Source organism: Rhizobium sp. BK619 (assembly GCF_014195245.1).
Classification (GTDB): domain Bacteria; phylum Pseudomonadota; class Alphaproteobacteria; order Rhizobiales; family Rhizobiaceae; genus Rhizobium; species Rhizobium acidisoli.
Genome location: NZ_JACIBH010000029.1, coordinates 1 through 18,305 on the forward strand (window position 1 = coordinate 1; position 18,305 = coordinate 18,305).

The following is an 18,305-nucleotide window of genomic DNA, read 5'->3' on the forward strand; positions in this document are numbered from 1 at the left end:
CCTGAGGGCACCGAGATGGTCATGCCGGGCGACAACGTCACGGTTGCCGTCGAGCTGATCGTTCCGATCGCGATGGAAGAAAAGCTGCGCTTCGCGATCCGCGAAGGCGGCCGCACCGTCGGCGCCGGTATCGTCGCTTCGATCGTCGAGTAATCCTGGGATTACCCGAAATTCAGGAAAAACCCCGCTGGAAACGGCGGGGTTTTTTCGTTTTGATACCTGCTTGAGGGATTAACAGGTGTTGTAAAAATATCGTTAAATACACCCGTCACAGTATTTTGTTCATCTCACATTCAGAAACCAGTTGTGATTGGTTCATTTTAGTCCAGACTCTTTCATGCAAAGAGGAGAGCCCGGATGATTCCAAAGGCCACGTTCGTTGCGACGATATTCGCGATGTATGTTTTCACGATGTTTTTCATCGCTGCAATTCCGCAGGAGGTTGTTCAGGCAGCCGGAGTGCAGATCGGTGACGTAACCGTCGTTAAGTGACGATTTCAGCAGTTCACCGCAGGCGTCTGCGGTGAACGGAAATGATCGGCCAGGCACCCCGCAGAGGGTGATCCTGGCGACGCGGGGGTGAACCCTTGCAGGACGCTCGCTTGCTCTTCGCGCGGAAGCGTCTAACTATGCCTCCGATTTGATGACGCGGAGGATATTCCATGAAGAAGCGAATTCTGTTTACGGGCGGTTCGGGTAAGGCAGGTCGCCATACCGTGCCATGGCTCGTGAATGCGGGTTACGAGGTTCACAACCTCGATCTGGTGCCGCTGGACAGTCCCGGCGTCACCAATCTCATTGCCGACATCACCGATAGCGGCCAGGTCTTCAATGCGCTGTCGATGCACCGCGATTTTCCCGATCTCGATGCGGGCAGGGGCGTGCAGCCCTTCGATGCCGTCGTGCATTTCGCCGCCATCCCGCGCATTCTGATCAAGCCCGACAACGAGACTTTCCGCATCAACACGATGGGCACTTATAATGTCATCGAGGCGGCGGTGAAGCTCGGCATCAGGAAGATTATCGTCGCGTCCAGCGAGACGACCTACGGCGTCTGCTTCGCCGAAGGCCATCGCGATTTCCACCAGTTCCCGCTGGAGGAAGACTACGACGTCAATCCGATGGATTCCTACGGGCTTTCCAAGGTGGTCAACGAAAAGACGGCGCGCGCCTTTGCCGAGCGTTCAGGCTTCGACATCTATGCGCTGCGCATCGGCAACGTCATCGAGCCGCACGAATATGAGCGGTTCCCCACCTATTTCGCCAATCCCGAGATGCGCAAACGCATTGCCTGGAGCTATATCGATGCCCGCGATCTCGGGCAGATCTGTCATCTTTGCATCGAAAAGGACGGCCTCGGCTATCAGGTCTTCAACGCGGCCAACGATACCGTCTCGGCCAACACGCCGTCCAAGGAGCTTGCCAAGCGATTCTTTCCGAACGTACCCTTCACCCGCGAGATCGGCGAATATGAAGGCCTGCTCTCCAACCGCAAGATTCGCGAGGTGCTGGGTTTTAAGGAAGAGCACGATTGGCGCAAATACGTGAAGGTCTGAAACCATATCGGCGGCGCGATGAACAAGCCGATCTCTCGCATATGCGCAGAATGGCTATGAAAAACGAAAATCGTGCTTGCCAATCCGCCGTCGCCGTCTTAAAGGGAGCGCCATGCTTTTCAGCAGCGATTTGCGGGCCTTGGCCCAGCGCTGAATGAGCGGCATGAAGGGGTATAGCTCAGTTGGTAGAGCGGCGGTCTCCAAAACCGCAGGTCGTAGGTTCGAGCCCTACTGCCCCTGCCATTTTCCTTGATGCGGGACAGCGCGGACGTGCTCGCGGCATTCCGGCCGGGGATCGATGGGCGGTGACTAATTTCGTTAAACTTCGGTTTCCCTCTTGTGTATTGGGGAATCGGTGTTTATTTAGGGTTCAACAGACACGCGGTGCGTGGGGCTGATAGTTTCAGCTTTACGCGCCGTAATTGCGTGGGCAGTCGATGGCATCAAAATCCAATCCGTTTGCGTTTCTGCAGCAGGTTCGCTCCGAGACGTCCAAAGTTACATGGCCGTCGCGCCGCGAGACGATGATCTCGACGGTCATGGTGCTTGTGATGGTGGTTTTCGCCGCGCTGTTTTTCTTTGCCGCTGACCAGCTGATCGGCTGGGCTCTGAGCTTCGTGCTCAATACCGGCAACTGATACGGGTGGAGATGAAAATGGCGGCACGTTGGTACATCGTCCACGCATATTCAAATTTTGAAAAGAAGGTTGCTGAAGACATCGAGAACAAGGCTCGCCAGAAGGGGCTTGAGCACCTGTTCGAGAAGATCCTCGTGCCGACCGAAAAGGTGGTGGAAGTGCGTCGCGGCCGCAAGGTCGACAGCGAGCGCAAGTTCTTCCCGGGCTATGTCATGGTTCGCGCCAATCTGACGGACGAAGCCTACCATCTGATCAAGAACACGCCGAAGGTCACAGGCTTCCTCGGCTCCGACAATAAGCCCGTTCCGATTCCGGATCATGAAGCCGAGCGCATTCTCGGCCAGGTCCAGGAAGGTGTCGAGCGGCCGAAGGCCTCCATTACCTTCGAGATCGGCGAGCAGGTTCGCGTTTCCGACGGCCCGTTCGCGTCGTTCAACGGCACCGTTCAGGATGTCGACGAAGAGCGTTCGCGCCTGAAGGTTGAAGTGTCGATCTTCGGCCGCGCAACGCCGGTCGAGCTGGAATACGCTCAGGTCGAGAAGGTCTGATTTTAAGAGATTGGAAGCAGGCCCTTGCGGCCGGTTTCCTGCGGACCTTGTCCGCACCCGCGTGGAAGGTGAGGGGTCTTAGCCGGACCCTAATGATCCGCACCACGCAACCGCAGCCGCCGGAGAGATCCGGCATCACGGGCCGGGCGACCGGCCGTTCATGAAAGGCAGAGAGATATGGCTAAGAAAGTTGCAGGCCAGCTCAAGCTTCAGGTCAAGGCAGGATCGGCAAACCCGTCCCCGCCGATTGGTCCGGCGCTTGGTCAGCGTGGCATTAACATCATGGAATTCTGCAAGGCGTTCAATGCCGCCACGCAGGAAATGGAAAAGGGCATGCCGATCCCGGTCGTCATCACCTATTACCAGGACAAGTCCTTCACCTTCGCGATGAAGCAGCCTCCGGTCAGCTACTGGCTGAAGAAGGAAGCGAAGATCACGTCCGGTTCCAAGACGCCCGGCAAGGGCGCCAAGGCCGGTTCCCTCACCAAGGCTCAGATCAAGTCGATCGCAGAAGCCAAGATGAAGGATCTGAACGCAGCGGATATCGAAGGTGCAATGGCGATGATCGAGGGCTCTGCCCGCGCCATGGGCCTGGAAGTGGTGGGTTAAGATCATGGCTGGTAAGCGCACGCAGAAGATCAACGAAGGTGTTGATCCCACCAAGCTCTACGCTCTGAGCCTCGCCATCGGCATGGTCAAGGAACGGGCTGTCGCCAAGTTCGACGAAACCATCGAAGTCTCGATGAACCTCGGCGTCGACCCGCGCCATGCGGACCAGATGGTTCGCGGCGTCGTCAACCTGCCGAACGGCACGGGCCGTACGGTTCGCGTCGCCGTCTTCGCTCGTGGCGTCAAGGCCGATGAAGCCAAGGCTGCCGGTGCGGATATCGTCGGCGCTGAAGACCTCGTCGAGATCGTCCAGGGCGGCAAGATCGAATTCGATCGCTGCATCGCCACCCCCGACATGATGCCGCTCGTCGGCCGTCTCGGTAAGGTTCTCGGCCCCCGCGGCATGATGCCGAACCCGAAGGTCGGCACCGTCACCATGGATGTCGCCGGAGCCGTCAAGGCTTCCAAGGGCGGCGCTGTCGAGTTCCGCGTCGAGAAGGCGGGTATCGTCCATGCCGGCATCGGCAAGGCCTCTTTCGACGCCAAGGCTCTGGAAGAAAACATCCGCGCCTTTGCTGACGCCGTCATCAAGGCGAAGCCGGCTGGCGCCAAGGGCAACTACGTCAAGCGCGTGGCGATTTCCTCGACCATGGGCCCGGGCGTCAAGATCGAAGTCGGCTCGGTCACAGCAAGCCCGACTGCATAAGTTGATTGCCGGACCTCGGTCCGGCCACTGAAATTCCGGCCTCGCAAGGGGCCGGAATATTCCGGAGAGATCCGGAATCCTGTCCGAGATTGCAGGTGGTTTTCCCTTAATCACTTCGCCTGCATGAGACGGGTAAGACCCGAAATTCATGAAGTTCGCTTCTAGGAAATCGGTTCGAGCCTTGGATGCCTTGTGCCTCTTTAGCCTTGATTGGCGCGAGAGCGCGGGGGGACAGGATCCTCAAGCGTCGCTTGGGATCTCACATGATCCCGGGAGGCAAAAGGCAACCCGGCGGGCCCGTTCTCGGTCCCGCCAACTGGAGATAGGCAGTGGAAAGAGCGGAAAAACGCGAATTCGTCACGGAACTGAACGAAGTCTTCAAGGCTTCGGGCTCAGTTGTCGTGGCCCACTATGCTGGTGCCACAGTCGCGCAGATGAACGACTTTCGTTCGAAGATGCGTGCAGCTGGCGGTACCGTCAAAGTCGCGAAGAACCGCCTGGCCAAAATTGCCCTTCAAGGTACGGAAGCGGAAGGGATCACCGATCTCTTCAAGGGTCAGACGCTGATTGCATACAGCACCGATCCGATCACCGCTCCGAAGGTCGTCATGGATTTCGCCAAGACCAACGACAAGATCGTTGTGCTGGGCGGCGCCATGGGAACAACCACGCTCAACGCCGATGCAGTCAAGTCGCTTGCGACCCTGCCTTCGCTCGATGAGCTGCGTGCGAAGCTGCTGGGCATGATCCAGACACCGGCTACCCGCATCGCTGGGGTTGTTGCAGCACCGGCAAGCCAGCTTGCTCGCGTGTTCGCGGCTTACGCCAAGAAGGACGAAGCCGCTTAAGGCGGTTTTTCGCTGTTTATAATCAACCGGTTCGAACCGAACAAAAGGAACTAGTAAAATGGCTGATCTCGCAAAGATCGTTGACGACCTCTCCTCGCTGACCGTTCTGGAAGCTGCAGAACTGTCGAAGCTTCTCGAAGAAAAGTGGGGCGTTTCCGCCGCTGCTCCGGTAGCTGTTGCTGCCGCTGCTGGTGGTGCTGGCCCGGCTGTCGTTGAAGAAGAAAAGACCGAATTCGACGTCATCCTCGTCGAAGCCGGTGCCAACAAGATCAACGTCATCAAGGAAGTCCGCGCCATCACCGGTCTCGGCCTCAAGGAAGCCAAGGACCTCGTCGAAGGCGCTCCGAAGGCTGTCAAGGAAGGCGTCAACAAGGCTGAAGCCGCTGACATCAAGAAGAAGCTTGAAGACGCTGGCGCCAAGGCCGACGTCAAGTAATCTTGAAACGCTTTTGGGAGGCAGTCTCTGCTGCCTCCCATTTGCCGTTTTTCTGAACGAATTACCCAAAAGCCGCGTCAAACCGGCTTTTGGGTAATGGGTTCTTCAAAAGGATAGTCTCGCACCGAGGGCAGCACAGCAATCCGAGCTGAGCGTTTTCGGGTGTCGGACGAGATTGAACTACTCATTGATAGACGGGATCGACTGGCCATCGGTTCCCGTCCGTTGCAGGCCCGGGTGCAAGATTTTGAAGGAGCGACGATGGCTCAGACCCTTTCGTTCAATGGTCGTAGGCGCGTACGCAAGTTTTTTGGTAAGATCCCCGAAGTCGCAGAAATGCCGAACCTCATCGAGGTTCAGAAGGCGTCCTACGACCAGTTTTTGATGGTTGAAGAGCCGAAAGGCGGCCGGCCCGACGAGGGCCTTCAGGCCGTTTTCAAGTCGGTTTTCCCGATCACCGATTTTTCCGGCGCTTCCATGCTGGAATTCGTATCCTACGAATTCGAACCGCCGAAGTTCGACGTTGACGAATGCCGTCAGCGCGACCTGACCTATGCTGCGCCGCTGAAGGTGACGCTGCGCCTCATCGTGTTCGATATCGACGAGGATACGGGCGCAAAGTCGATCAAGGACATCAAGGAACAGTCCGTCTACATGGGCGATATGCCGCTCATGACCAACAACGGCACGTTCATCGTCAACGGCACCGAGCGCGTCATCGTTTCGCAGATGCACCGTTCGCCGGGCGTCTTCTTCGACCACGACAAGGGCAAGAGCCATTCTTCCGGCAAGCTGCTGTTTGCTGCCCGCGTCATCCCCTATCGCGGTTCCTGGCTCGATATCGAATTCGACGCCAAGGATATCGTCTACGCCCGTATCGACCGTCGCCGTAAGATCCCTGTCACGTCGCTGCTGATGGCGCTCGGCATGGACGGCGAGGAAATCCTCGACACCTTCTACACGAAGTCGCTCTACAAGCGCGACGGCGAAGGCTGGCGCATTCCCTTCAAGCCGGAAACGCTGAAGGGTGCCAAGGCGATCACCGAGATGGTCGACGCCGATACCGGCGAAGTCGTCGTTGAAGCCGGCAAGAAGCTGACCCCGCGTCTGCTGCGCCAGCTGTCCGACAAGGGCCTGAAGGCGCTGAAGGCCGCTGACGACGATCTCTATGGCAACTACCTCGCCGGCGACATCGTCAACTACTCCACCGGTGAAATCTACCTCGAAGCCGGTGACGAAATCGACGAAAAGACGCTCGGAATCATCCTGGCGAACGGCTTCGACGAGATCCCGGTTCTCGGCATCGACCACATCAATGTCGGCGCCTATATCCGCAACACGCTTTCGGCCGACAAGAACGAGAACCGTCAGGACGCTCTGTTCGACATCTACCGCGTCATGCGTCCGGGCGAGCCGCCGACCATGGAATCGGCCGAAGCCATGTTCAACTCGCTGTTCTTTGATGCGGAGCGTTACGACCTCTCCGCCGTCGGCCGCGTCAAGATGAACATGCGTCTCGACCTGACCGTCGAAGACACCGTCCGCATCCTGCGCAAGGACGACATCCTGGCCGTGGTCAGAATGCTGGTCGAACTGCGCGACGGCAAGGGCGAGATCGACGACATCGACAACCTCGGCAACCGCCGCGTCCGCTCGGTCGGCGAGTTGATGGAGAACCAGTACCGTCTCGGCCTGCTCCGCATGGAGCGCGCGATCAAGGAACGCATGTCCTCGATCGAGATCGACACGGTGATGCCGCAGGATCTGATCAACGCCAAGCCGGCGGCTGCCGCCGTTCGCGAATTCTTCGGTTCCTCGCAGCTCTCGCAGTTCATGGACCAGGTCAACCCGCTCTCGGAAATCACCCACAAGCGCCGTCTTTCGGCTCTTGGCCCGGGTGGTCTGACCCGTGAGCGCGCCGGCTTCGAAGTCCGCGACGTGCATCCGACCCACTACGGCCGTATTTGCCCGATCGAAACGCCTGAGGGTCCGAACATCGGTCTGATCAACTCGCTTGCGACCTTTGCCCGCGTCAACAAGTACGGCTTCATCGAAAGCCCGTATCGTCGTATCGTTGACGGCAGGGTGACGAGCGACGTGCTTTACCTCTCCGCCATGGAAGAGGCGAAGTACTACGTCGCCCAGGCCAACGCCGAAATGAACGCCGACGGTTCCTTCGTCGACGAGTTCGTCGTCTGCCGTCATGCCGGCGAAGTCATGCTCGCACCCCGCGACAGCATGAACCTGATGGACGTTTCGCCGAAGCAGGTCGTTTCGGTCGCAGCCGCGCTCATTCCGTTCCTGGAAAACGACGACGCCAACCGCGCGCTCATGGGCTCGAACATGCAGCGTCAGGCCGTGCCGCTGCTGCGTGCAGAAGCCCCGTTCGTCGGTACCGGCATGGAGCCGGTCGTTGCCCGTGACTCAGGCGCTGCCATCGGCGCGCGCCGCGGCGGCGTGGTCGACCAGGTCGACGCAACGCGCATCGTTATCCGCGCCACGGAAGACCTCGAAGCCGGCAAATCCGGTGTCGATATCTACCGCCTGCAGAAGTTCCAGCGTTCGAACCAGAACACCTGCGTCAACCAGCGTCCGCTGGTCACCGTCGGTGACGAGGTCAACCGCGGCGACATCCTCGCCGACGGTCCGTCGACCGACCTCGGCGACCTGGCACTCGGCCGCAACGCGCTCGTCGCGTTCATGCCCTGGAACGGCTACAACTACGAAGACTCGATCCTGCTCTCCGAGCGTATCGTTGCCGACGACGTGTTCACCTCCATCCACATCGAGGAATTCGAAGTGATGGCGCGCGACACCAAGCTTGGTCCTGAGGAAATCACCCGCGACATTCCGAACGTTTCGGAAGAAGCGCTGAAGAACCTCGACGAAGCCGGCATCGTCTACATCGGCGCCGAAGTTCAGCCGGGCGATATCCTCGTCGGCAAGATCACGCCGAAGGGCGAAAGCCCGATGACGCCGGAAGAAAAGCTTCTGCGCGCCATCTTCGGCGAAAAGGCCTCCGACGTGCGCGACACTTCCATGCGCATGCCGCCCGGCACCTACGGCACGATCGTCGAAGTCCGCGTCTTCAACCGCCACGGCGTTGAGAAGGACGAGCGCGCGATGGCAATCGAGCGCGAAGAGATCGAACGTCTTGCAAAGGACCGCGATGACGAGCAGGCGATCCTCGACCGTAACGTCTACGGCCGTCTGATCGAAATGCTGCGCGGCCAGGCGTCCATCGCCGGCCCGAAGGGCTTCAAGAAGGGCACCGAGCTTTCGAATGCCGTCGTCTCCGAATATCCCCGCTCGCAGTGGTGGATGTTCGCCGTCGAGGACGAGAAGGTTCAGAGCGAACTCGAAGCGCTCCGCGGCCAGTACGACGAATCCAAGTCGCGCCTTGAACAGCGCTTCATGGACAAGGTCGAAAAGGTCCAGCGCGGCGATGAAATGCCTCCTGGCGTCATGAAGATGGTCAAGGTCTTCGTCGCTGTGAAGCGCAAGATCCAGCCGGGCGACAAGATGGCCGGCCGTCACGGGAACAAGGGCGTCGTCTCGCGCATTGTGCCTGTCGAGGACATGCCGTTCCTCGAAGACGGCACGCATGTCGACGTCGTTCTGAACCCGCTCGGCGTTCCCTCGCGCATGAACGTCGGCCAGATCCTCGAAACCCACCTGGGTTGGGCTTGCGCCGGCATGGGTCGCCAGATCGGCGAACTGATCGACGCATACAAGGCCAATGGCAACATCGAGCCGCTGCGCAAGACCATCGGCGATGTCGTCGGTGACGGTCCGAAGGCCGAACAGGTCCAGGATTTCGACGACGACTCGGTTCTGCGTCTCGCCGACCAGTGGAAGCGCGGCGTTTCGATTGCAACGCCGGTTTTCGACGGCGCCAACGAAGCCGACGTCAACGACATGCTGCGTCTGGCGGGTCTCAAGGACACCGGTCAGTCGACGCTCTATGACGGCCGTACCGGCGAGCAGTTCGACCGCCAGGTGACCGTGGGCTACATCTACATGCTGAAGCTCAACCACTTGGTCGACGACAAGATCCATGCCCGTTCGATCGGTCCTTACTCGCTCGTGACCCAGCAGCCGCTGGGCGGCAAGGCGCAGTTCGGCGGTCAGCGTTTCGGCGAAATGGAAGTCTGGGCGCTCGAAGCATACGGCGCGGCCTACACGCTGCAGGAAATGCTGACGGTGAAGTCGGACGACGTCGCCGGCCGCACCAAGGTCTACGAAGCCATCGTCCGCGGAGACGACACGTTCGAAGCCGGTATTCCGGAAAGCTTCAACGTTCTCGTCAAGGAAATGCGCTCGCTGGGCCTCAGCGTCGAGCTCGAAAACACCAAGCTTGACGAGGCGCAGGCAGCGCAGCTGCCCGACGCGGCCGAGTAAGCACTTGATAGGGCGTGCGCTGCCAATGCGGCGCACGCCGGTCCCGCCGGGCGCCGTATCCGTATCGGCCCTGCAGGGAAGTTTCGCCGCATCTTGCGGTTATTCTCGTTTAAGCGAGGGAGGCGGCTCCCGGGAATTTGCCGCCGACCATCGCATTTTGAGGGCGCTTTAGCCCATGAAGGAGACAGGCATGAACCAAGAGGTCATGAATCTTTTCAATCCGCAGGTGCCTGCACAGAATTTCGATTCCATTCGGATTTCGATCGCATCTCCGGAGAAGATCCTCTCCTGGTCTTACGGTGAGATCAAGAAGCCGGAAACCATCAACTACCGCACGTTCAAGCCGGAACGCGACGGCCTGTTCTGCGCGCGCATCTTCGGGCCGATCAAGGACTACGAATGCCTGTGCGGCAAGTACAAGCGCATGAAGTACAAGGGCATCATCTGCGAAAAGTGCGGCGTCGAAGTCACGCTGTCGCGCGTTCGCCGTGAGCGCATGGGCCATATCGAGCTCGCCGCTCCCGTTGCCCATATCTGGTTCCTGAAGTCGCTGCCGTCGCGCATTTCGACGCTGCTCGACATGACGCTGAAGGATGTCGAGCGCGTCCTCTATTTCGAAAACTACATCGTCACCGAGCCGGGCCTGACTGCTCTGAAGGAGCACCAGCTCCTCTCGGAAGAAGAGTACATGCTGGCCGTTGACGAATACGGCGAAGACCAGTTCACCGCGATGATCGGCGCTGAGGCGATCTACGAGATGCTGGCCTCGATGAACCTCGAAAAGATCGCTGGCGACCTGCGCTCCGAGCTTGCCGACACCACGTCGGATCTCAAGCAGAAGAAGCTGATGAAGCGCCTGAAGATCGTCGAGAACTTCATGGAGTCGGGCAACCGTCCGGAATGGATGATCATGAAGGTCGTTCCGGTGATCCCGCCGGATCTGCGTCCGCTGGTGCCGCTCGACGGCGGCCGTTTCGCGACGTCGGATCTGAACGATCTCTACCGCCGCGTCATCAACCGCAACAACCGTCTGAAGCGTCTGATCGAGCTCCGTGCACCGGGCATCATCATCCGCAATGAAAAGCGCATGCTGCAGGAATCGGTTGACGCGCTGTTCGACAACGGCCGTCGCGGCCGCGTCATCACCGGCGCCAACAAGCGTCCGCTGAAGTCGCTGTCCGACATGCTGAAGGGCAAGCAGGGCCGCTTCCGCCAGAACCTGCTCGGCAAGCGCGTCGACTATTCCGGCCGTTCGGTCATCGTTACCGGTCCGGAACTGAAGCTGCACCAGTGCGGCCTGCCGAAGAAGATGGCGCTCGAGCTCTTCAAGCCGTTCATCTACGCCCGCCTCGACGCCAAGGGTTACTCCTCGACCGTCAAGCAGGCCAAGAAGCTGGTCGAAAAGGAAAAGCCGGAAGTCTGGGATATCCTCGACGAGGTCATCCGCGAGCATCCGGTTCTGCTGAACCGCGCACCGACGCTGCACCGCCTGGGCATCCAGGCCTTCGAACCCACCCTGGTCGAAGGCAAGGCGATCCAGCTGCATCCGCTCGTCTGCACGGCCTTCAACGCCGACTTCGACGGCGACCAGATGGCCGTTCACGTGCCGCTGTCGCTCGAAGCCCAGCTCGAAGCCCGCGTGCTGATGATGTCGACCAACAACATCCTGCATCCGGCCAACGGCGCGCCGATCATCGTTCCCTCGCAGGACATGGTTCTCGGCCTCTATTACCTGTCGATCCTCAACCAGAACGAACCGGGCGAAGGCATGGCTTTCTCCGATCTCGGCGAACTGCATCACGCCCTCGAAAGCAAGGTCGTGACGCTGCACACCAAGATCCGCGGCCGTTTCAAGTCGGTCGACGAGGATGGTAAGCCCTACTCGAAGATCTATGAGACGACGCCTGGCCGTCTGCTCATCGGCGAACTGCTGCCGAAGAACGGCAAGGTGCCCTTCGACATCTGCAACCAGGAAATGACCAAGAAGAACATCTCCAAGATGATCGACACGGTCTACCGCCATTGCGGCCAGAAGGACACGGTCATCTTCTGCGACCGCATCATGCAGCTCGGCTTCTCCCATGCCTGCCGCGCCGGCATTTCGTTCGGCAAGGACGACATGGTCATTCCGGATGCCAAGGCCAAGATCGTTGCCGACACCGAAACCCTGGTGAAGGAATACGAGCAGCAGTACAATGACGGCCTGATCACCCAGGGCGAAAAGTACAACAAGGTTGTCGACGCCTGGGGCAAGGCCACTGAAAAGGTCGCCGAAGAAATGATGGCCCGCATTAAGGCTGTCGAATTCGATGAGAACACCGGCCGTCAGAAGCCGATGAACTCGATCTACATGATGAGCCATTCCGGCGCCCGCGGTTCTCCGAACCAGATGCGTCAGCTGGGCGGCATGCGCGGCCTCATGGCCAAGCCGTCGGGTGAAATCATCGAGACGCCGATCATCTCGAACTTCAAGGAAGGCCTGACCGTCAACGAGTACTTCAACTCGACGCACGGCGCCCGTAAGGGTCTGGCAGACACTGCCTTGAAGACCGCCAACTCCGGTTACCTGACCCGCCGTCTCGTCGACGTCGCGCAGGATTGCATCGTCACGCACGTGGATTGCGGCACCGAAACCGGCCTCACCATGACCGCCATCGTCGATGCCGGCCAGGTGGTTGCCTCGATCGGCGTCCGCATCCTCGGCCGTACAGCACTTGATGACATCGATCATCCGATCACGGGTGAGCGCATCGTCGATGCCGGCCGGATGATCCTCGAGCCCGATGTCGTCGAAATCGAGAAGGCCGGTATCCAGTCGATCCGCATCCGCTCGGCGCTGACCTGCGAAATCCAGACGGGCGTCTGCGCAGTCTGCTACGGCCGCGACCTGGCCCGTGGCACGCCTGTCAACATGGGCGAAGCCGTCGGCGTCATCGCTGCTCAGTCGATCGGTGAACCGGGCACCCAGCTCACCATGCGTACCTTCCACCTTGGCGGCACGGCAACCGTGGTCGACCAGTCGTTCCTGGAAGCCTCGTACGAAGGTACGGTGCAGATCAAGAACCGCAACATCCTGCGCAACTCCGATGGCAACCTCGTTGCCATGGGCCGCAACATGACCGTCCAGATCCTGGATGAGCGTGGCGTCGAGCGGTCTTCGCAGCGTGTCGCCTACGGTTCGAAGCTGCATGTCGACGAAGGCGACAAGGTCAAGCGCGGCCAGCGTCTGGCCGAGTGGGATCCTTACACCCGTCCGATGATGACCGAAGTGGCTGGTACCGTTCAGTTCGAAGACCTGGTCGACGGTCTCTCCGTTCTGGAAGCGACCGACGAATCCACCGGCATCACCAAGCGTCAGGTCATCGACTGGCGTTCGACCCCGCGCGGTTCGGACCTCAAGCCGGCGATCGTCATCAAGGATGCCAGCGGCAACGTCATGAAGCTGTCGCGTGGCGGTGACGCCCGCTTCATGCTCTCGGTCGACGCTATTCTGTCGGTCGAGCCGGGCACCAAGGTCTCCCAGGGTGACGTTCTAGCGCGTTCGCCGCTGGAAAGCGCCAAGACCAAGGACATCACCGGCGGTCTGCCGCGTGTTGCCGAGCTCTTCGAAGCCCGCCGTCCGAAGGACCATGCCATCATCGCAGAGATCGATGGTACGATCCGCCTCGGCCGCGACTACAAAAACAAGCGCCGCGTCATCATCGAGCCGGCGGAAGACGGTGTCGAGCCTGTCGAATACCTGATCCCGAAGGGCAAGCCCTTCCACCTTCAGGAAGGCGACTATATCGAAAAGGGTGACTACATCCTCGACGGTAACCCGGCTCCGCACGACATCCTGGCGATCAAGGGCGTGGAGGCTCTGGCCTCCTACCTCGTCAACGAGATCCAGGAAGTCTACCGCCTGCAGGGTGTTGTCATCAACGACAAGCACATCGAGGTGATTGTCCGTCAGATGCTGCAGAAGGTGGAGATCACCGATGCAGGCGACTCGACCTATATCGTCGGCGACAACGTCGACCGGATCGAGCTCGAAGACGTCAACGATCATCTGATCGAGCAGGGCAAGAAGCCGGCCTACGGCGATCCGGTTCTTCTCGGCATCACCAAGGCGTCGCTGCAGACCCCGTCCTTCATCTCGGCCGCATCCTTCCAGGAAACGACCAAGGTGCTGACGGAAGCTGCGATCGCCGGCAAGACCGACGGCCTGCAGGGTCTGAAGGAAAACGTCATCGTCGGCCGTCTCATCCCGGCCGGTACCGGCGGCACCATGACCCAGATCCGCCGTATCGCCACGTCGCGCGACGAGCTGATCCTCGAAGAGCGCCGCAAGGGCACGGGTGCTGCCGTTGCCACGCCGATGCTGCAGGACATGGCCGAAAAGGCTCCGGCTGCGGAATAATCCGCAGCCGACCACCACCACTCAGGTGGCACGCGAATTGAAAAACCGCCCGGAGCGATCCGGGCGGTTTTTGTTTTTGGTCTGCAGGTAGGTTGGGGGAGGGAAGGTGCTGCCTGCGCTTTATGCTGCCTGTGCGACCCGCAGCGTCAGCGGCGGCTCACTTCAGTTGAAGCGGATGATGGCGACCTCGCCATCGACGGCGCCCTGATAGGCAGAGGCGTGCGGCTCTTCGGCTGGCACCTCGGTCAGCATGCCGATCTGGTCGAGATCGGCCTCGATGAAGCCTTCCTCGGCAAGGGCGTTCAGGGCCTCGCGCACGGCTGTGTCGTCGTCGGGCGCCTTCAGCATGATGTGCAGATCGATGCCTTCGCTGTCGTCGGACTCGTAGCCTTTGCCGATGATGATGAAGACCATCGGTCCGTCGAAATTATTGTCGTTATCAGGTGTCGTAATCATCGCCTGTCCTTCGGCTCTTTGACGATTCGGTCGCTCGAATCCTGCTGTGAGGGCCGCACGCCGCAATTGCTGATTCCTTAACTGCTTTTGCCGCGATGCCCAAGTTTTTATCTTGGTGTACGGCCGCCATTTCGTCTAGAAGGATGAAATCAGGGCATTAGGCCCTGAGATCAAGGCGATACGGCGAGTTTATTTCTTAACCGGCCTTGACGAGAGGGGTGGAAACCAGTAGTACCCCGGCCATCAGATCCCATGTGAGGCTTGGCTGTTCGGGGCGACGCGCCCTGAAGTTCACCTCAAACAAGGTTCTAAACGCACGTTGAAGTCATGATGCTGCACGCACGACGCATATTTTATGCGTCCTCTGCTCCTTGTGGTCCATCTGCGGAAGCGGATTGGGCCATATTTTGCGCATTGACGGAAAGCATGCGTCACTGCCGGAGACGGCGCGAGTTCAAGCCCGCAAGGGTACTGAGATAAAACGTAAGGGATGGTTGAATGCCTACCGTAAACCAGCTGATCCGCAAGCCTCGCCAGGCGAACGTAAAGCGTAACAAGGTTCCCGCACTCCAGGAGAACCCGCAGAAGCGCGGCGTTTGCACGCGCGTCTATACGACGACGCCGAAGAAGCCGAACTCGGCTCTGCGTAAGGTCGCAAAGATCCGCCTGACCAACGGCTTCGAAGTCATTGGTTACATCCCCGGCGAAGGTCACAACCTTCAGGAACACTCTGTCGTCATGATCCGTGGCGGCCGCGTCAAGGACCTTCCGGGTGTCCGTTATCACATCATCCGCGGCGTTCTCGATACCCAGGGTGTCAAGAACCGCAAGCAGCGCCGCTCCAAGTACGGTGCGAAGCGTCCGAAGTAATTCGGTTTTGAATAATCCGGCGCTGCGCGAGGTCCTCCGCGTGATGAAGCGCCTTAACGGTTGAAGAGACGAAAAGTATGTCCAGACGTCATAAAGCAGAAAAGCGCGAGATCAATCCGGACCCGAAGTTCGGCGATCTCGTCGTCACCAAGTTCATGAATGCCATCATGCTCGACGGCAAGAAGTCCGTTGCTGAAAACATTGTCTATGGCGCGTTCGACGTCGTCCAGGGCAAGTCCAAGCAGGAGCCGCTCACGGTATTCCATTCTGCGCTCGACAACATTGCTCCGCACGTTGAAGTCCGCTCGCGCCGCGTCGGTGGTGCGACCTATCAGGTGCCGGTCGATGTTCGTCCGGAGCGCCGCCAGGCCCTCGCCATTCGCTGGCTGATCGCTGCTGCCCGCAAGCGCAATGAAACGACTATGGTTGACCGCCTTTCCGGCGAACTGCTCGATGCGTCCAACAACCGCGGCTCCGCCGTCAAGAAGCGCGAAGACACGCACAAGATGGCTGACGCCAACCGTGCATTCTCGCACTATCGCTGGTAATTCCGAACGGTATCGAAAGGCAGTCCACAATGGCTCGCGAATATAAAATCGAAGACTACCGCAATTTCGGTATCATGGCGCATATCGACGCCGGCAAGACCACGACCACCGAGCGTATTCTTTATTACACCGGCAAGTCGCACAAGATCGGCGAAGTCCACGACGGCGCAGCCACCATGGACTGGATGGAGCAGGAGCAGGAGCGTGGCATCACGATCACCTCCGCTGCCACCACGACCTTCTGGAAGGGCCGTGACGGCAAGACGCGCCGCTTCAACATCATCGACACCCCCGGCCACGTCGACTTCACCATCGAAGTCGAGCGTTCGCTGCGCGTTCTCGACGGCGCCATCGCGCTGCTCGACGCCAATGCCGGTGTCGAGCCGCAGACGGAAACCGTCTGGCGCCAGGCCGAGAAGTACAATGTCCCGCGGATGATCTTCTGCAACAAGATGGACAAGACCGGCGCCGACTTCTACCGCTCCGTCGAGATGATCAAGACCCGTCTCGGCGCAACGGCTGTCGTCATGCAGCTGCCGATCGGTGCTGAAACCGAATTCAAGGGCGTCATCGACCTGATCGAGATGAACGCTCTCATCTGGCGCGACGAGTCGCTCGGCGCCCAGTGGGATGTCGTCGAGATCCCCGAGGACATGAAGGCCAAGGCCGAAGAATATCGCGAAAAGCTCATCGAAACGGTCGTCGATATCGACGAAGCTGCGATGGAAGCCTATCTCGAAGGCATTCTGCCCGACAACGATCAGATCCGTGCGCTCGTTCGCCGCGGCACGATCGACGTCAAGTTCCACCCGATGTTCTGCGGCACCGCCTTCAAGAACAAGGGCGTGCAGCCGCTGCTCGACGCCGTCGTCGACTACCTGCCGTCGCCGATGGACATCCCGGCCATCAAGGGCATCGACTTCAAGACCGAAGCCGACATCGAGCGTCATGCCGATGACGCCGAGCCGCTCTCCATGCTCGCCTTCAAGATCATGAACGACCCCTTCGTCGGTTCGCTGACCTTCGCCCGCATCTACTCCGGCAAGCTCGAAAAGGGCGCGTCGGTCATGAACACGGTCAAGGACAAGCGCGAGCGCGTCGGCCGCATGCTGCAGATGCACTCCAACTCGCGTGAAGACATCGAAGAAGCCTTCGCAGGCGACATCGTTGCTCTCGCCGGCCTCAAGGAAACCACGACGGGTGATACGCTCTGCGATCCGCTGAAGCCGGTTATCCTCGAGCGCATGGAATTCCCCGAGCCGGTCATTCAGATCGCTATCGAGCCGAAGACCAAGGGCGACCAGGAAAAGATGGGCCTCGCGCTCAACCGCCTGGCTGCAGAAGATCCGTCCTTCCGCGTCAAGACCGACCAGGAATCCGGCCAGACCATCATTGCCGGCATGGGCGAACTGCATCTCGACATCATCGTCGACCGCATGCGTCGTGAATTCAAGGTTGAAGCAACTGTCGGCGCGCCGCAGGTTGCCTACCGCGAAACCATCACCCGCCAGCACGAAGAAGACTACACGCACAAGAAGCAGTCCGGTGGTACCGGCCAGTTCGCGCGCGTCAAGATCGTCTTCGAACCGAACCCGGAAGGCGACGACTTCAAGTTCGAATCGAAGATCGTCGGCGGTTCCGTTCCGAAGGAATACATCCCCGGCGTCCAGAAGGGCATCGAAAGCGTCCTGTCTTCGGGCCCGCTCGCAGGCTTCCCGATGCTCGGCGTCAAGGCGACCCTCATCGACGGCGCTTTCCACGACGTCGACTCCTCGGTTCTCGCCTTCGAAATCGCATCGCGTGCCTGCTTCCGTGAAGCAGCCAAGAAGGCCGGCGCTCAGCTGCTCGAGCCGATGATGAAGGTCGAAGTCGTCACCCCGGAAGATTATGTCGGCGACGTCATCGGCGACCTGAACTCCCGTCGCGGTCAGATCCAGGGCCAGGAAAGCCGTGGTATCGCCGTCGTCATCAACGCGAACGTTCCGCTCGCGAACATGTTCAAGTACGTCGACAACCTGCGCTCCATGTCCCAGGGCCGCGCTCAGTACACGATGACCTTCGATCACTATTCGCCGGTCCCGTCGAACGTCGCAACTGAAATCCAGGCAAAGTATTCCGGTCAGAAGTGACCGGAATACCAATTGACCGATAACAAGAATTAGATCCCCTCGGGGACTAGCAAAACGGAGAGCCGAAAATGGCAAAGAGTAAGTTTGAGCGCAACAAGCCGCACGTCAACATTGGCACGATCGGCCACGTTGACCACGGCAAGACGTCTCTGACGGCAGCG

General features: G+C 59.6%; 15 protein-coding genes, 1 tRNA gene and 1 pseudogene. 16 read left to right on the forward strand and 1 reads right to left on the reverse strand.

Annotated features, from left to right (window positions below):
• From tuf to rpoC, 12 genes and pseudogenes are all read left to right on the forward strand, one after another.
• Positions 1-153, forward strand: a pseudogene (gene tuf, locus FHX14_RS32485) (elongation factor Tu); the annotation flags it as partial.
• A gap of 204 nt (positions 154-357) precedes the next feature.
• Positions 358-492, forward strand: coding sequence for a hypothetical protein (locus FHX14_RS33420; protein ID WP_003587206.1), 135 nt, complete (start codon positions 358-360; stop codon positions 490-492).
• 170 nt (positions 493-662) lie between these two features.
• Complete coding sequence (locus tag FHX14_RS32490; protein WP_184381217.1) at positions 663-1,556, forward strand: NAD(P)-dependent oxidoreductase; 894 nt, start codon at positions 663-665, stop codon at positions 1,554-1,556.
• A 167-nt stretch (positions 1,557-1,723) separates the two neighbouring features.
• Positions 1,724-1,799: transfer RNA gene (locus FHX14_RS32495), tRNA-Trp, on the forward strand.
• A gap of 194 nt (positions 1,800-1,993) precedes the next feature.
• A complete protein-coding gene (gene secE, locus FHX14_RS32500; protein ID WP_003547514.1) occupies positions 1,994-2,194 on the forward strand; it encodes a preprotein translocase subunit SecE in 201 nt (66 codons plus the stop codon).
• A 17-nt stretch (positions 2,195-2,211) separates the two neighbouring features.
• The gene (gene nusG, locus FHX14_RS32505; RefSeq protein ID WP_003573823.1) at positions 2,212-2,742 is read left to right on the forward strand and encodes a transcription termination/antitermination protein NusG; all 531 of its coding nucleotides are present in this window, start codon (positions 2,212-2,214) and stop codon (positions 2,740-2,742) included.
• Positions 2,743-2,919: 177 nt separating this feature from the next.
• Complete coding sequence (gene rplK, locus FHX14_RS32510) at positions 2,920-3,351, forward strand: 50S ribosomal protein L11 (protein ID WP_003547518.1); 432 nt, start codon at positions 2,920-2,922, stop codon at positions 3,349-3,351.
• Positions 3,352-3,355: 4 nt separating this feature from the next.
• Positions 3,356-4,057: a 50S ribosomal protein L1 gene (gene rplA / locus FHX14_RS32515; RefSeq protein WP_003587204.1), complete on the forward strand. Its 702-nt coding sequence runs from the start codon at positions 3,356-3,358 to the stop codon at positions 4,055-4,057.
• Positions 4,058-4,386: 329 nt separating this feature from the next.
• Positions 4,387-4,905, forward strand: coding sequence for a 50S ribosomal protein L10 (gene rplJ, locus FHX14_RS32520; RefSeq protein ID WP_003587203.1), 519 nt, complete (start codon positions 4,387-4,389; stop codon positions 4,903-4,905).
• Between the two features lie 58 nt (positions 4,906-4,963).
• Positions 4,964-5,341, forward strand: coding sequence for a 50S ribosomal protein L7/L12 (gene rplL, locus FHX14_RS32525; RefSeq protein ID WP_003578658.1), 378 nt, complete (start codon positions 4,964-4,966; stop codon positions 5,339-5,341).
• Between the two features lie 261 nt (positions 5,342-5,602).
• Positions 5,603-9,742 (forward strand): DNA-directed RNA polymerase subunit beta, encoded by a 4,140-nt coding sequence (gene rpoB, locus FHX14_RS32530; protein ID WP_003587202.1) that lies wholly within the window; start codon positions 5,603-5,605, stop codon positions 9,740-9,742.
• A gap of 190 nt (positions 9,743-9,932) precedes the next feature.
• Positions 9,933-14,141, forward strand: a complete 4,209-nt coding sequence (gene rpoC / locus FHX14_RS32535; protein WP_003587201.1) for a DNA-directed RNA polymerase subunit beta' — start codon at positions 9,933-9,935, stop codon at positions 14,139-14,141.
• A gap of 162 nt (positions 14,142-14,303) precedes the next feature.
• Here rpoC and FHX14_RS32540 read toward each other — a convergent pair whose 3' ends face one another.
• A complete protein-coding gene (locus FHX14_RS32540) occupies positions 14,304-14,597 on the reverse strand; it encodes a hypothetical protein (RefSeq protein ID WP_003587200.1) in 294 nt (97 codons plus the stop codon).
• 498 nt (positions 14,598-15,095) lie between these two features.
• On the opposite strand from FHX14_RS32540, the gene rpsL reads away from it, so the two are divergent.
• The 4 genes from rpsL to FHX14_RS32560 all read left to right on the forward strand — a co-directional run.
• Entirely contained in the window at positions 15,096-15,467 is a 372-nt protein-coding gene (gene rpsL / locus FHX14_RS32545) for a 30S ribosomal protein S12 (protein WP_003547537.1), read from the forward strand.
• Between the two features lie 77 nt (positions 15,468-15,544).
• Positions 15,545-16,015 carry a 30S ribosomal protein S7 gene (gene rpsG / locus FHX14_RS32550; protein WP_003578662.1) on the forward strand — a complete coding sequence of 157 codons (471 nt, stop codon included), beginning with the start codon at positions 15,545-15,547 and terminating at the stop codon, positions 16,013-16,015.
• Between the two features lie 29 nt (positions 16,016-16,044).
• Entirely contained in the window at positions 16,045-18,144 is a 2,100-nt protein-coding gene (gene fusA, locus FHX14_RS32555) for an elongation factor G (protein ID WP_003587199.1), read from the forward strand.
• A 68-nt stretch (positions 18,145-18,212) separates the two neighbouring features.
• On the forward strand, positions 18,213-18,305 hold a 93-nt coding region (locus FHX14_RS32560), incomplete at its 3' end, for a GTP-binding protein (RefSeq protein WP_018010120.1).